At 48.5% G+C, this 15,622-nt stretch carries 15 protein-coding genes; 13 read left to right on the forward strand and 2 right to left on the reverse strand.

What is annotated here, in order from left to right:
* Positions 1 to 220: 220 nt before the first annotated feature.
* A complete protein-coding gene (gene orn, locus ACH10T_RS05770; protein WP_394808369.1) occupies positions 221 to 766 on the reverse strand; it encodes an oligoribonuclease in 546 nt (181 codons plus the stop codon).
* Between the two features lie 152 nt (positions 767 to 918).
* Here orn and ACH10T_RS05775 point away from each other — a divergent pair, with 152 nt between their 5' ends.
* The 13 genes from ACH10T_RS05775 (at position 919) to ACH10T_RS05835 (ending at position 14,783) form a co-directional block, all read left to right on the forward strand.
* The gene (locus ACH10T_RS05775; protein ID WP_394808370.1) at positions 919 to 2,175 is read left to right on the forward strand and encodes a M48 family metallopeptidase; all 1,257 of its coding nucleotides are present in this window, start codon (positions 919 to 921) and stop codon (positions 2,173 to 2,175) included.
* Positions 2,172 to 2,513, forward strand: a complete 342-nt coding sequence (locus ACH10T_RS05780; protein WP_394808371.1) for a 4a-hydroxytetrahydrobiopterin dehydratase — start codon at positions 2,172 to 2,174, stop codon at positions 2,511 to 2,513. Before ACH10T_RS05775 ends, ACH10T_RS05780 begins: the two co-directional genes overlap by 4 nt.
* Positions 2,510 to 3,427, forward strand: coding sequence for a ribosome small subunit-dependent GTPase A (gene rsgA, locus ACH10T_RS05785; protein ID WP_394808372.1), 918 nt, complete (start codon positions 2,510 to 2,512; stop codon positions 3,425 to 3,427). Before ACH10T_RS05780 ends, rsgA begins: the two co-directional genes overlap by 4 nt.
* A 156-nt stretch (positions 3,428 to 3,583) precedes the next feature.
* On the forward strand, positions 3,584 to 4,966 hold the full coding sequence (locus tag ACH10T_RS05790) for an SLC13 family permease (RefSeq protein WP_394808373.1): 1,383 nt from the start codon (positions 3,584 to 3,586) through the stop codon (positions 4,964 to 4,966).
* Between the two features lie 51 nt (positions 4,967 to 5,017).
* Entirely contained in the window at positions 5,018 to 7,087 is a 2,070-nt protein-coding gene (locus ACH10T_RS05795) for a carbon starvation CstA family protein (protein ID WP_394808374.1), read from the forward strand.
* 18 nt (positions 7,088 to 7,105) lie between these two features.
* Positions 7,106 to 7,306: a YbdD/YjiX family protein gene (locus ACH10T_RS05800; protein WP_394808375.1), complete on the forward strand. Its 201-nt coding sequence runs from the start codon at positions 7,106 to 7,108 to the stop codon at positions 7,304 to 7,306.
* Between the two features lie 221 nt (positions 7,307 to 7,527).
* On the forward strand, positions 7,528 to 7,896 hold the full coding sequence (locus ACH10T_RS05805; RefSeq protein WP_394808376.1) for a hypothetical protein: 369 nt from the start codon (positions 7,528 to 7,530) through the stop codon (positions 7,894 to 7,896).
* A gap of 18 nt (positions 7,897 to 7,914) precedes the next feature.
* On the forward strand, positions 7,915 to 9,243 hold the full coding sequence (gene miaB / locus ACH10T_RS05810) for a tRNA (N6-isopentenyl adenosine(37)-C2)-methylthiotransferase MiaB (RefSeq protein ID WP_394808377.1): 1,329 nt from the start codon (positions 7,915 to 7,917) through the stop codon (positions 9,241 to 9,243).
* An 81-nt stretch (positions 9,244 to 9,324) separates the two neighbouring features.
* On the forward strand, positions 9,325 to 10,314 hold the full coding sequence (locus tag ACH10T_RS05815) for a PhoH family protein (RefSeq protein WP_394808378.1): 990 nt from the start codon (positions 9,325 to 9,327) through the stop codon (positions 10,312 to 10,314).
* Positions 10,315 to 10,347: 33 nt separating this feature from the next.
* A complete protein-coding gene (gene ybeY, locus ACH10T_RS05820; RefSeq protein ID WP_394808379.1) occupies positions 10,348 to 10,788 on the forward strand; it encodes an rRNA maturation RNase YbeY in 441 nt (146 codons plus the stop codon).
* Positions 10,789 to 10,862: 74 nt separating this feature from the next.
* The gene (locus ACH10T_RS05825) at positions 10,863 to 11,711 is read left to right on the forward strand and encodes an HlyC/CorC family transporter (protein WP_394808380.1); all 849 of its coding nucleotides are present in this window, start codon (positions 10,863 to 10,865) and stop codon (positions 11,709 to 11,711) included.
* Positions 11,712 to 11,755: 44 nt separating this feature from the next.
* Entirely contained in the window at positions 11,756 to 13,534 is a 1,779-nt protein-coding gene (gene recJ / locus ACH10T_RS05830; RefSeq protein ID WP_394808381.1) for a single-stranded-DNA-specific exonuclease RecJ, read from the forward strand.
* Positions 13,524 to 14,783 carry an MgtC/SapB family protein gene (locus tag ACH10T_RS05835; protein WP_394808382.1) on the forward strand — a complete coding sequence of 420 codons (1,260 nt, stop codon included), beginning with the start codon at positions 13,524 to 13,526 and terminating at the stop codon, positions 14,781 to 14,783. The genes recJ and ACH10T_RS05835 overlap by 11 nt, the downstream gene beginning before the upstream one ends.
* A 7-nt stretch (positions 14,784 to 14,790) precedes the next feature.
* Here ACH10T_RS05835 and ACH10T_RS05840 read toward each other — a convergent pair whose 3' ends face one another.
* Positions 14,791 to 15,420 (reverse strand): FxDxF family PEP-CTERM protein, encoded by a 630-nt coding sequence (locus ACH10T_RS05840; RefSeq protein ID WP_394808383.1) that lies wholly within the window; start codon positions 15,418 to 15,420, stop codon positions 14,791 to 14,793.
* Positions 15,421 to 15,622: the final 202 nt, after the last annotated feature.

The raw sequence follows: 15,622 nt of genomic DNA on the forward strand, positions 1-15,622 counted from the left end.
CATCGCAAACTTGTTTTATTGGTGTTATAGGAATACCTATATTACAAGTTTGTTTCTATTTATTAAATAGTTATCTTAAAATGTCAACAGGCCCTAGTAAGTGATGATTGAAAGATAAAATTTTCTTTCCATTTTTTAGAAATGAACAACCCGGTAAAGTTCGAAAAGTAGCTTCAATATTAGCGTAATACTGTAAGAAGGCGTAAATAATGATGCGATTTCAAGCAACAATAAAATGTTGACGGTAATACTTAAGTTCGTTGATGGAGTCGTAAATATCCGCCAGTGCCTCATGCTTATTTTCTTTGGTTAAGCCGGATGCTATTTCCGGCTTCCAGCGTTTGACCAGTTCTTTGAAGGTGCTGACATCCAGATTGCGATAATGAAAATACGCCTCCAACTGTGGCATGGTACGTACCATGAAGCGCCGATCCTGACAGATTGAATTGCCACACATGGGTGATACACCGGAGGGTATATGCAATTTCAAAAATTCGATCATTTGTGCTTCAACTTCAGTTTCGTTGAATCGAGAAGCTTTCACCTTGTCGATCAAACCCGACTTGGAATGGGTAGATTTATTCCACTTGTCCATGCCGTCCAGCACTTCGTTCAATTGATGTACTACCAGAACGGGTCCTTCAGCGACCACATTTAATTGCGAGTCGGTAACAACCAAAGCTACTTCAATAATGCGATCAGTATCTGGATTGAGTCCGGTCATTTCCATGTCGACCCAGATGAGGTTATTGTTATCTTGTGCCATAATTATTTATATTTTTTGAATGCAATGCGTTTAATTGTGTCATATTGGCACTAGTCCGTCACTTTTAAAACAAAGAAGGAAATGCCGGTTCATTTTACAGCAATCATCTGATGATGAATGAATCCAAACTTTAGAGCTCAAATTATTTAACTATGCAAACATTTACACTGGTTTTTCTTATCGCACTATTGCTCACTACATCGACTCAAATTTGGCTAGCAGTAAGGCATGCTCGCCATGTACGCGCCCATCAGGATCAAGTACCGGAAGAATTCGCCAGCCAGATCAGTTTAAGTGATCACCAAAAGGCTGCGGATTACACTTGTGCTAAAACACGTGCAGGATATCCGAGCATACTGCTGCATGTCTTGTTGTTGCTCGTTTTCACGCTGGGTGGCGGGCTGAACGCTTTAAGTGATTTCTGGGCAGGCTGGCTGACAGACCCTTTGGCGCATGGCATGGCGCTGATTATCAGCACCTTCTTTATCATGAGTGCCGCAGAACTTCCATTGAGTTATTACCGTACTTTTGTGATCGAAGAACAATACGGTTTCAATAAAATGACTCCGGCCATGTTTTTTACCGATCTGATCAAGCAAGCCACATTAGGTTTATTACTGGGCGCGCCTTTGTTATTTTGTGTGCTGTGGCTGATGGGAAAAATGGGGGAAAGTTGGTGGTTATATGCCTGGGTAGGTTGGATTGCTTTCAATTTATTTATTCTGGCAATTTTCCCCACCTGGATTGCGCCGCTGTTCAATAAATTTACCCCGTTGGAAGATGCCACACTCAAGACACGCATCGAGCAACTGATGAGCAAATGCGGTTTCAAAGCCAGCGGATTGTTCGTCATGGACGGCTCACGCCGGAGCAACCATGGTAATGCGTATTTCACCGGATTTGGCAAAACCAAACGCATTGTGTTTTTCGATACCCTGCTTGCGCGACTCAGTCCGGGTGAAATTGAAGCGGTACTGGCGCATGAATTGGGGCATTTCAAACATCGCCATGTGATCAAGCGTATTGTGATTTCATTTGCGATGAGTCTGGCTTTTCTAGGGATATTGGGCTATTTAATGGAGCAAAGCTGGTTTTATGAAGGTTTGGGTGTGCAGGTTGCCAACGTGCCATCAACCGCTATGGCATTGCTATTGTTTTTCCTAGTAATGCCGGCATTCACCTTTTTGTTGCAGCCGATATCGAGTATTTATTCACGCAAACATGAGTTTGAAGCGGACGCCTATGCAGCACAAAATTCATCGGCGGATGATCTGATCCATGCGCTGGTTAAGCTGTATCAGGACAATGCTGCCACACTCACGCCGGATCCCTTGCATTCCGCCTTTTATGACTCACATCCACCGGCATCGATCCGTGTGGCACATCTACAAAGTCAGGGACAATCATGAACAATACCGTATGTGATTTAACTGCCAAACAATGCAAACCATGCGAAGGCGGCGTACCGCCGCTATCTGCCGCTGAAATTACCACCATTTTGCAGCAAATCGAGGGGTGGCAACTACTGGATAAGCAAATCAGCAAAACCTATGCATTCAAGAATTACTATCAGACGATGGCTTTTGTGAATGCGGCTGCGTGGGTTTCCCATCGGGAAGATCATCATCCGGATATGATGGTTGGTTATAATCAATGCGTGGTCACCTATACAACGCATGCGATTGGCGGCTTATCCGAAAATGATTTTATCTGTGCAGCCAAAATCGACAAGCTGTTTGCAATTTGAGTATCCGCCAGAAAAACTCAAAGAATGGCGTTGAGTACTTAGCCGGACAGATTGTTGCCGCTTATGGCAGACACTTCACCGTTGAAACGGAATTGGGTGAAATCGTATCGTGCGTCATGCGCGGTAAGAAGGGCGGCGTGGCTTGCGGTGATCGGGTTGAATGTCAGCTTACCACCACCGGACAAGGCGTCATTGAAGCGATAAAGCCGCGTAAATCGCTGTTATACCGCAGTGACAGCTTCAAGGAAAAAATCATCGCGGCCAATGTGACACAAATCATCATAGTCGTGGCGGCAGTTCCCAGTTTTAGTGAGGAATTGATCAATCGCTGCCTAATCGCTGTTGAGAGCGAAAATATTGAAGTGTTGATTGTACTGAATAAAGCCGATCTCACAGAGCCCACCCAAGCGGCAATGGACATACTCTCGCTTTACAGGGATCTCGGCTATCCCGTACTACAGCTAAGCGCCCTCAAAGATATTTCGGCGCTCCAACCCTATTTGCAAGGCCATCTCAGTGTCTTGGCCGGCCAATCGGGCATGGGCAAGTCGACTTTGCTCAATGCGCTGATCCCGCAAGCCAAGCGCGCCACCGCGGAAATCTCGGTCGCACTGGATTCCGGCTGCCACACAACCACCCATTCACAGCTTTACCATGTAGATGCTAACAGCGATATTATCGATTCCCCCGGAATTCAGGAATTTGGCTTAAATCATATTAAAGATGAAAATCTGGCATGGGGTTTTATTGAGTTCCTCCCTTATATCGGACAATGCAAATTCAGTAATTGCCGCCATACCCGTGAACCCGGCTGCGCTGTGACACTGGCCGTCCAAGCAGGAAAAATTCATCGCAAGCGATTGGATTTTTATCACCGATTATTGCGACATGAAAGCCTCGATACAGACGAGTAAAAGAAGTACTGAATAACTCACCACCCTCGTAATACCGCATGCCAAGTAAAATAATGCGTTATTGACGCATTGCATCCTCTGCGGCAAGATGTGGCATAAATTACAATTCAGAAAAGCTGCTGTCATCGCTTCTAATCTTTTTAAATCAATAATCTTATGACCATTACTCCCAACCGTCAGTGGGCATTGATTGCCGGCCCATTGCTCGCAATCGCTGTTGCTGTCGGAATGAATCAATCTGACTGGGAAGGTCAAGCCTGCTGGACAGGTGCCGTGGCCATTCTGTGTGTTGTTTGGTGGATATTTGAACCGATCCCCATTCCTGCCACGGCCATTATTCCTTTGGCGGTTTTTCCACTTACTGGCGTTTTGCCGCAGGAGAAAATAGCTGCGGCCTATGGTAGTGAGCTGATTCTATTGATGCTCGGCGGATTCATCTTGTCTGTGGCAATGGAGCGTTCCGGTGCACACCGCCGGATTGCACTGGGCATGGTCAATGTAATCGGCGGCACCAGTAGCCGCCGTATCGTATTGGGATTTATGGTCGCAACTGCCGCGTTAAGCATGTGGATATCGAATACCGCAACCACGTTGATGATGCTGCCGATTGCACTAGCCGTCATCACGCAGAGTCCCGATAAAAAATTGGCGTTACCGTTGCTGTTGGCAATTGCCTACGGCAGCAGCATCGGCGGGTTAGGTACGCCGATCGGCACACCGCCGAATCTAGTTTTCATACAGCAGTACGAGAGTTTTACCGGGACAGTAATCAGTTTCTCACAATGGATGAGCTGGGGATTGCCGGTCGTGCTGCTTTTTCTGCCACTGGCAGGATTATGGCTCACGCGCAAACTGGATTATTGCGGCGAATTAGTGATTCCTTCTGCTGGCAACTGGCGTCCGGAAGAGCGCCGCGTGCTGATTATTTTTGGTTTGACCGCGTTGGCCTGGATAACGCGTCTCGAACCGTTCGGTGGCTGGAGCACTTGGTTGGGTCTGAAAGGCGCTAACGATGCGATCGTTGCATTGGTCGCCGTCGTCATTTTATTTCTGATTCCCAATGGGCGCGGCGGCAAATTGATCGACTGGGAATCTGCGAAGCGCGTGCCCTGGGGTATTCTGATTTTATTTGCTGCAGGCATCGCGATCGCCCAAGCTTTTGTCGAATCCGGACTATCCCGCGCGATCGCCGATCAATTGGCAGTTCTCGCCAGCCTGCATCCGCTCGTGATGATCACGACCATCGCGCTAATCGTCACTTTCCTAACCGAAACCACCAGCAACACCGCAACCACGATATTGCTGATGCCAATCCTAGCGTCTGCAGCACTCGGCGCAGGCATCGATCCCGCTCTACTGATGGTCCCCGCCGCGATGAGTGCGAGCTGTGCTTTCATGCTACCGGTAGCCACTGCGCCGAATGCCATCGTATTCGGCAGCGGCCATGTCACCGTCGCCAATATGGTGCGCGAAGGATTGGCGCTGAATTTCATCGGGGTTGTGGTGATTACGCTGGTTTGTTATTTTTTGGTTGCGTAGCTGTCAAAACGCAATTATTTTTATATACCTTCTCTTACTTCTGAAAGATAAATGAATAATATAATTAATAAACTTGGTTGGTTACTATTTTCTCTCACCGGCGCTTTTGCTTTCAGTGTCATTGCGTTGCACCAGGGTGAATCCATCGGTGCAATTTGGATCGTGATCGCGGCAGTCTGCGTTTATATCATTGCGTATCGCTTTTACAGTCTGTTCATCGCGAACCGGGTATTGAAATTAGATTCCACGCGCATGACGCCGGCACATAAACTCAATGATGGCCTGGATCATGTGCCGACCAATAAATATGTTTTATTTGGGCACCACTTTGCTGCGATTGCCGGGGCGGGCCCGTTGGTGGGGCCAATTCTGGCTGCGCAGATGGGGTATCTGCCGGGCATGTTGTGGTTGCTGGCTGGCGTGGTTTTTGCCGGGGCGGTGCAGGATTTTATTGTGTTGTTCGTGTCAACTCGTCGTGATGGCCGTTCACTCGGCGATTTGATCAAATCCGAATTGGGGCATATTCCCGGGATGATCGCGATGTTTGGCGCATTTTTTATCATGTTGATCCTGCTCGCAGTGTTGTCACTGATTGTGGTCAAGGCGCTGGCCGAATCACCGTGGGGTACGTTTACAGTTGCGGCGACGATTCCGATTGCGATGTTCATGGGGATTTATTCACGCTACCGCCCTTGTGCGATTGGGGAAGTATCGTTGATTGGCTTTGTGCTGTTGATGCTGTCGATCGTGGCCGGGCAGTATGTACAGGAAGATCCAGCTTGGGCGGCAATTTTTACGCTGACCGGTGAGCAGTTGACTTGGCTGTTGATTGGATACGGCTTTATCGCTTCGGTGTTACCAGTTTGGTTGTTATTGGCGCCGCGCGATTATTTGTCAACCTTTTTGAAAATCGGCACCATCGTCGGGCTGGCGATTGGCGTGATTATCATTTCACCCGAGCTCAAAATGCCCGCGCTGACGCAGTTTATTGACGGCTCTGGACCGGTGTGGTCAGGCAGTCTGTTTCCTTTTCTGTTTATCACCATCGCGTGTGGCGCGATATCCGGTTTTCATTCGTTGATCGCTTCCGGCACTACGCCGAAAATGATTCAGAATGAAACCGATGCGCGTTTCATTGGTTACGGTGCCATGCTAATGGAATCGTTTGTCGCGATTATGGCGCTGGTGGCTGCATCCACTCTGGAACCCGGCATCTATTTTGCGATGAACAGTCCGGCGGCAATCATCGGCACCACGGCGGAATCGGCTGCGCAAACCATCTCGCAATGGGGTTTTTATGTTACGCCCGATATGATTGCCCAGACTGCGCAGAATGTGGGCGAGCACAGCATCATTTCCAGAACCGGTGGCGCACCGACACTGGCTGTCGGCATGGCGCAGATTTTGTCGGAAGTTGTCGGTGGTACTGCGATGATGGCTTTTTGGTACCACTTCGCCATTTTATTTGAAGCACTGTTCATCCTGACGGCGGTTGACGCCGGAACTCGTGCCGGACGTTTTATGTTGCAGGATCTGCTGGGTTCGTTCATCCCCGCGATGAAACGAACCGATTCACTAATTGCCAGTTTGATTGCCACCGGGATCTGCGTGGCTGGTTGGGGGTATTTTCTCTACCAGGGTGTGGTTGATCCATTGGGCGGGATTAATACGCTGTGGCCTTTGTTTGGTATTTCCAACCAGATGCTGGCGGGTATTGCGCTGATTTTGTGTACCTGCGTGCTGTTTAAAATGAAGCTTGATCGTTTTGCCTGGGTGACTATTATCCCTCTGACGTGGGTTTGCGTCTGCACACTGACGGCCGCGTGGCAAAAGATTTTTGATGCTAATCCGCGCATTGGTTTTCTGGCGCATGCCAACAAATACCGGGATGCCGTAGCAGATGGGATCGTGCTGGCACCAGCCAAATCAATCGAGCAAATGCAGCAGGTTATTTTCAATGATTATGTGAACGCATCACTAGCCAGTCTTTTCATGGCGGTACTCATCAGCATGCTGTTTTTTGGAATTAAAACCGTGCTGCAAGCGCGCGTTGTTCGTCACCCGACCACACAAGAAGCGCCTTTTGAATTATTACCCGTCCACGCGACAATTGAAAAATAAATACTGGAGAAACAAATCATGATAAACAAAATGACTCAAACAATGCGCCAAATCTCACAAAGCTTACGGCTAATGGTTGGTGTTCCGGAATACAGCACGTATGTCGATCATATGAAAATTGCACACCCGGATCGTCCGATTATGTCTTATGAAGAATTTTTCCGCGAGCGGCAGGAAGCACGGTATGGTAGTAAAGGCAGATTAAATCGGTGCTGCTAGGTCTGTCGGACTTAAGCCCCCGATGATTCGAATTGTGACGCACTAAAAAAGACATCAAGCGGCGCTGCGCGTAATTGAATTCTTTCAACACTCGGGAGCTACAAATTCGTTGATATCAAATTTCTCTTTAGCGTATCATAAGGTTTTTAGAAGAATTAGGCGCAGATTAAGATTCAAACTTATGATTTGTACCGTTTATCCAGTTTCTGTCCAGTAAAATCATGAAAAAAACACGGGTAATACAATTATTTCTGGTGATTGTATTGATCACGCTATCGCATCCTGTTTTTAGTCAGCCGCAAAGAAATTTCCCGCCCGATAGCAAACTGGGTAAACTAACCGCAGTTTCTTTTCCGCAGTTCACCATTAATGGCCAGCAAATGATAATGGCGGCTGGTGGGCAAATCCGGGGTGTTGATAATTTGATAATCTTGCCGAGTGTGGCGAATTATATTGGGATTGTTCGCTACCAGTTGGATATCATGGGAAGTCTGCATCGCGTCTGGATTCTGACTCCGGACGAAGTGAAAGCGGCGGAGCATGAAGGGCAGCAGCTACCGGCACCTAAAAAGCGGTTTTTCTTTTTTTAAATTAATCCTAAACAATCCGTGAGTAACAAGCTTTATATTAAAACCTTTGGTTGCCAGATGAACGAGTATGACTCGGAGAAAATGGCGGATGTCCTGCACGCCGCTTATGGCATGGAATCCACCGATGACCCGGCAGAAGCCGACATTATCCTGTTCAATACCTGCTCAGTACGCGAAAAAGCGCAAGAAAAAGTATTTCATGATCTGGGCCGTGTCCGGCATTTGAAAGAAAACAATCCTAATTTATTGATTGGTGTGGGTGGCTGCGTGGCCAGCCAAGAAGGCAAAGCAATTGTTAGTCGTGCGCCTTATGTGGATGTTGTTTTTGGACCGCAAACGCTGCACCGGTTACCGCAGCTCATCGAAACACGCAAAACAACTGGTCGTTCACAGGTCGACATTTCGTTTCCTGAAATTGAAAAATTTGACCACCTGCCGCCCGCTCGTACCGAAGGCGTCACGGCTTTTGTTTCGATTATGGAAGGTTGCAGCAAGTATTGCAGTTTTTGCGTGGTGCCCTACACACGTGGCGAAGAAGTTTCGCGTCCATTGGATGATGTGCTGACAGAAATTGCCATTTTGGCAGACCATGGCATCAAGGAAATCACATTGTTGGGGCAGAATGTTAACGCTTATCTGGGCGTGATGGATGACGGAGAAATTTCTGATTTTGCCTTGCTGCTCGAATACCTTCACGAAATACCAGGAATCGAGCGCATTCGGTATTCCACTTCACATCCGAAAGAATTCACCGCCCGTTTGATCCAGGCTTATAGTCATTTGCCCAAACTGGTCAACCATCTACATCTTCCCGTGCAATCCGGCTCCGACCGGGTGCTGGCGGCGATGAAACGGGGTTATAGCGTATTGGAATACAAATCGATCATCCGCAAAGTACGTGCGATACGCCCGGATATTTCAGTCACTTCTGATTTCATCATTGGTTTTCCCGGAGAAACTGAGGCAGATTTTGCAGCAACCCTTAAGTTGATTGAAGATATGAACTTTGACGATTCCTACAGTTTTATCTACAGCCCACGTCCGGGCACGCCGGCTGCTGACTTGCCCGATGACACACCACAGGAAGTCAAGCTGGAAAGATTGCATCAATTACAGGCACAAATTAATCAGCAATGCGGAAAAATCAGTCAGCAAATGATCGGTTCGGTACAGCGAGTACTGCTGGAAGGCGTATCCAAAAAGAATGCAGATGAATTTTATGGACGCACGGACAATAACCGTGTCGTCAATTTAACAAGCAATCCTGAGCAGGTTGGCTGTTTTGTGAATGTGCGCATCACAGAAGCACGGTCGCATACGTTGCGCGGTGAAATAGTGCATGAATAAAAAATTCTTACAGAAGGGTTTTACTTGCAAAGTATCGCGCCCGCTGAGAGAATTGTATTATCGTAACAGCATCGCTTGACATTGAAACCCACACCCCTCGAAATTTCTTTCACACCAGCGGATAACCAGCGACTCGCGAATCTGTGTGGCGCATTAGATGAGAACCTCAAACAGGTTGAGACAGCATTGGATGTGGCCATTTCACGGCGCGGTGAACATTTCAGTTTATCGGGGAAATCCGGGCAGATAAAACTGGCGGCACAAGTATTGCGCAATTTTTACAGCCAATCGCAACAACATCTGAGTCTGGAGCAAGTTCAACTCGGCTTGATCGAAGCGCTGAGTCCACAGAACGCGCCTAGCCCAGCCGATGAGTCGGATAAGACCGCAACCATCAAACAGCCCGCGTTGCTTACACGCCGCAGCAATTTATATGGGCGAACCCAACGCCAGGCGCTGTATCTGCAACAAATTCAGGAACACGATATCACTTTTGCCATCGGCCCGGCCGGCACCGGCAAAACCTATCTCGCTGTGGCCAGCGCTGTCGATGCGCTGGAACGTGGCCTAGTATCGCGCCTGATTTTGGTCCGCCCTGCGGTTGAGGCGGGCGAGCATTTAGGGTTTCTACCCGGCGATATGACCCAGAAAGTTGATCCTTATTTACGCCCATTGTATGACGCATTGTATGATTTAATGGGACTTGAAAAAACCAGCAAACAATTTGAGCGTAATTCGATTGAAATCGCACCGTTAGCTTTTATGCGCGGACGCACGCTAAATCAGTCATTTATCATTCTGGATGAGGCACAAAACACCACGCCGGAACAAATGAAAATGTTCTTAACGCGCCTTGGTTTGGGCTCCAAAGCTGTGATTACCGGTGATGTAACGCAGGTCGATCTGCCCAAACATCAGAAAAGCGGATTGATGGAAGTTCAGCAGGTGCTCAAAGACATTCGCGGCATTGCCTTCACACATTTTAAATCTGAAGATGTGGTGAGACATCCTTTAGTGCAACGCATTGTCACTGCCTATGAAAAACACGACAAGCGCAAGCAGGAGTCCTGATAAGCTTTTTGCATGGAGAAATTATTTAAGCTGATGGTGCAGTATGCGACAAATAGCACAGACGTACCCACACGGCCGCAGTTCCGCCGCTGGGTTAAAGTCGCGTTGATGCAGGAAGCCGAAATTGTTTTACGCATTGTGGATGAAGCCGAAGGATATGAACTCAACCATCAATTCCGCAATAAGGATTATGCGACGAACGTGCTAACTTTTGCTTATGACGATAGGCAGCCCCTAACGGGCGATATCGTGCTTTGTGCGCCGATTGTCAGCCAAGAGGCTCGGCAACAACATAAGAACCTGACGGCACATTACGCACATCTAACCGTTCACGGTATTTTGCATTTACAAGGGTACGATCATATTGAAGAAGCCGAAGCAGTTGTGATGGAGCAAATGGAGACACAAATACTGGCCCGACTTGGCTATGATGATCCGTATACAGAGCATGGCGACGCAATTTCACCACAATAATCTTTGCCTGGATAAGCAGCGAAGAAAATCTTTAATCCCTTTTTCTATTACTTCAACTAGATTCACTCGACATCATGGAAGAACCTCCTCCTAAAAGCGGCTGGTTAGAGCGGTTAGGCGCTTTGCTGATCCGTAAACCGGAAGACCGCGAACAACTTATTACCGTACTGCACTCTGCCTTTGAGCGTAATTTACTGGATTCGGATGCACTCAGCATGATCGAAGGTGTTATGCAGGTTTCAGAAATGCAGGCGCGCGATATTATGGTGCCGCGCTCGCAAATGGATATCGTCGACATCAGTGAGACACCCGAAAAATTTATTCCGTTTGTAATCGAAGCCGCGCATTCCCGTTTTCCGGTCACCGGAGGCAGCGAAGACAACATCATCGGCATTCTGCTAGCAAAAGATCTGCTGCGCTATTACGCCAGTGAAGAAGAATTCGCTATGCGCAACATGTTGCGACCGGCTGTATTCATTCCGGAATCCAAACGGCTGAATGTTCTGCTCAAGGATTTCCGCAGCAATCGCAATCACATGGCCATTGTCGTTAACGAATATGGCGGTGTAGCCGGTCTCGTCACCATCGAAGATGTACTCGAACAGATTGTTGGAGAAATTGAAGACGAATACGATTTTGACGAGGAAGAAGATAACATCGTCATGGAATCGGACGGACTGTATCGTGTCAAGGCGATTACCGAAATTGAAAACTTCAATGAAGTGCTCGGTGCAAACTTCAGCAACGATGACTACGACACAATCGGCGGTTTGGTCCTCAACAAATTTGGCCGCTTGCCGATCCGGCACGAATCGGTCGTTATCGGTCACTTCAAATTTACCGTGCAACGCGCCGATAGTCGCCGGTTGCACATCCTCAAGGTGGAAAAATTCGCACCAGCGACGGAAACCAGTGCAGAATAAAACTTTCTCGCACGATTTAAAACCGCCTGCGTATTGTCCGGTTCATGTCTAAAATTACCACCCGTGTGTATGATTCGCATACTGTCGAGGCACTTAGCGGTAGCGGCCTATCGCCGGTACTCGCACGCATTTATGCCGCACGCGGCATTGAAAATTCCAGCCAACTTGAAACAGAGCTGGCACAGCTGATTCCATTCGGGCAACTGAAAAATATCATGGTGACGGCAACCCTGCTGGCCGATGCCATCGCAGCAAAAAAACGCCTGCTGATTGTGGCGGATTATGACTCCGATGGCGCAACAGCGTGCGCTGTCGGCATCCGGGTTTTGCGAAAATTTGGCGCAATTGTTGATTATCTGGTGCCGAATCGTTTTGAATTCGGTTATGGATTGACCCCGGAAATTGTGCATTTGGCGCATACCACCAAGCAACCGGATATCCTGATTACCGTCGATAACGGCATCGCCAGCGTCGAAGGCGTGTCTGAAGCCAACCGGCTGGGCATGCAAGTCGTAATTACCGATCACCATCTCCCTGGGGATGAGTTGCCTGCAGCCATGGCTATTGTCAATCCCAACCAACCCGGCTGCCCTTTTCCGAGCAAAAGTATTGCCGGTGTGGGCGTTATCTTTTACCTGATGCTGGCGCTGCGGGCTGAGTTACGTCAGCGCGGTGCTTTCACCACACCGGGGCAAGAGCCCAATCTCGCCGGTTTTCTTGATCTGGTGGCACTGGGAACGGTCGCCGATGTAGTCAAGCTGGACAGCAACAATCGCATTCTGGTACAGCAAGGCTTGCAACGCATTCGTAAAGGCCGCGGCTGCGCGGGTATTAATGCGCTGTTGCAGGTGTCGCGGCGGGAATATCAGCAAATTTCCACATATGAACTGGGCTTCATGCTAGGACCGCGATTGAACGCAGCCGGGCGGCTGGACGATATGTCGCTGGGTATTGAATGTCTGATTACCGATGATGCAGCATATGCGACACAAATTGCCAAACAACTGGATGAATTGAACCGGCAGCGCCGGGAAATCGAATCCACCATGCAGGAAAGCGCGTTACTCAAGCTGGAAGATACGCTCAAAACCCTGCAACCGGAAATACAGGCCGCCTACAGTATCTGCCTGTTCGATACCGACTGGCATCAGGGTGTCATCGGCATACTCGCTTCGCGTATCAAAGACAAACATCACCGTCCGGTCATCATTTTCGCACCTGGCAATGACGGCGAAATCAAAGGCTCCGGGCGATCGATTAATGGCTTTCACCTGCGCGATGCATTGGATCTGGTTGCCAAACGGCATCCTGAACTGATCCTCAAATTCGGCGGTCACGCAGCCGCAGCGGGATTGACGATTCATGCGCATTATTTTGAGAAGTTCTGCGATGCTTTTGAGCAAGTTGCACAAACCCTGCTGACACCGGCCGATTTGACGCGCGTGATCGAAACCGATGGCGATCTGGAAGCCTCTGACATTAATTTGGAACTGGTTGAATACCTCGACCGGCAAGTGTGGGGACAAGGTTTTCCGCAACCGTCATTCAATGCGCGGTTTTATGTCGAAAGCCAGCGCATTGTTGGTGAGAAGCATTTAAAACTGAAATTAAGAAAGTTGGATTACAGTAACCCAGGTCAAACGCCGCGGAAATCAGGGGATTCTTACGACGGTATTTTGTTTTTCCATAACGATCCGCTACCCGATCTTATTGATGCGGTTTATCGCTTACAGATTAATGAATATAATGGCAAGACAACTTTACAGTTCCTGCTCGAACATTGGTTTCACGCAGATAATCCGGTAATCAACGATGCACACTGAATTCACACTGAATGGCGAATTGGCTGCTTTGCCACATTTTGTGACCAGTCTTGCGATTGGCTTATTAATCGGGCTGGAACGCGAACGCAACCCAAGTTCGCGGGCAGGGTTAAGAACATTTGCACTGGTTGCGTTATTCGGCACGCTGGCCGCTATGTTGTCGGAAAAAGCCACACCCTGGCTGCTGCTAGGTGGCTTGCTGATCATCGGTTTGATGATGATCGCCGCTTATTTCCGTATCAAAGACGATAATGCAGATCCAGGCACGACCACCATAGTCGCTATTCTGGTGTGCTATGGTTTGGGCGCTTCGGTCTGGTATGGCAACGACACACTGGCCGTCATGCTCGCCATCATCACCACGGTTTTGCTGTACTTCAAAACAGAACTGCACGGCATCACGCAAAAGCTGAGCCGGCGGGATTTAATTTCCATACTGCAGTTTGCCGTGCTGACTTTTATCATTCTGCCGATACTGCCAGACAAGAGCTATGGACCTTACGAAGCGATCAATCCGTACCAGATCTGGTTAATGGTGGTATTGATCTCCGGCGTTAGTCTGGCGGGTTATATCGCACTACAATTGATCGGTCCACGCCACAGTGCGGTGCTGGGTTTATTCGGCGGGTTGGTTTCCAGCACCGCCACAACACTGGTATACGCCCGCCGTAGCACGGAAAACCCAAATTTTATCCCGCTCGCTGTCGTGGTCATCCTGCTTGCCAATTTAACGGTGCTGATCCGCTTGGCTATCGTCAGTGCGGTGGCTACTCCCGCCATATTGCCGCAGCTATTGCCTATTTTAGGCAGTGGTTTTCTGCTGGGATTAGGTGTCACGGCTTATTGGTGGTATCAGTTAGAACGGCAAAATGAGTTGCCGGTGCCAGAAACCAAGAATCCAACCGAAATGCGCACGGCAGCGGCTTTCGGACTGATCTATGGCATCGTGCTGTTTTTTGCCGCATGGCTATCGGACATCGCTGGCAGCAGCGGATTGTATGCCGTCGCGTTAGTCTCCGGCCTGACGGATGTCGATGCCATTACCCTGTCGAGCCTGCGTTTATATGAACTGGGTAAACTGGAAGCCACGCAAGCGGTGACGGCCACTTCACTCGCAATACTCTCCAACATTGGTTTCAAACTCGGCCTCATTTTCTTCATCGGCAACGCCTTGCTGGCGAAACAATGCATCTTGGGTATGCTGGCAACCGCTGCCGGTATTGGATTGGCGTTGTTGTTAATGGTCTAGGTTGGAATCAAATAGTAATCGTTTTTCTACGATGTGCTACAAATCCTAATAAACCAAGCCCGGCGAGAAGCATGGCGTAGGTAGAAGGCTCGGGGACGGCAGTAATGACCAAATGCCCGCCCAAATTATCGAATGTAATATCGCCTTTTATTTTGTCGCTGTTCGGTAAGCTTGTACCTGCGAAGCTGATATTTAAACTGTCCAATCCAGTGATGCTATCGGCAAGCAAAAAATTCCAATGATCTCCCACGGCAGGGTGAAAGTTGTTTGTGAAGACGAACAGAACATCGCCTCCGGTAAAATCGGCATTGCCGTTAATGGCCAACATGCTATAGAGTCCAGTTCCCGTTCCGGCAATTCCAAGAACAAAATCGCCGCTGCTGTGAAAATCGCCATTGAACGTTGTTGTGGCGCTTGGTCTAACAATAGCACCGCTAGCAATGGTGACATCACCTGTGAACGAGCCGCCTCCGCCCACCTCGCCGCCATTGAACTGGAAAGATGTCTGACTGAAGCTGCCGTTATTAATGGTTGCACTACTGGGTCCATCAGCATCTTGGATAAATACGCCAGAGCCGTCAATCGTGTTGGAATTTTCAATCAGGCCGCTACTGGTGAAGGTGCCATAATTGTTCATTATGCCGTTGTTGTTTATGGAGCTTTGGGATAGAAAAACAGAGCTCCCATAATTGTTAAAAGTGCCATTGCTGTCGTTAGTGAGATTGCTCTTTTCGAAGAATATACCGTGCTTATCCGGTTAACTCCCAAGGTAGCTAGATGTAGTAGTGGGCCGTGACTTTTTTGTATAAAGTTCAGCATCGGTCGGCGCAGTGACATCA

Source organism: Nitrosomonas sp. (assembly GCF_043753625.1).
GTDB lineage: Bacteria > Pseudomonadota > Gammaproteobacteria > Burkholderiales > Nitrosomonadaceae > Nitrosomonas.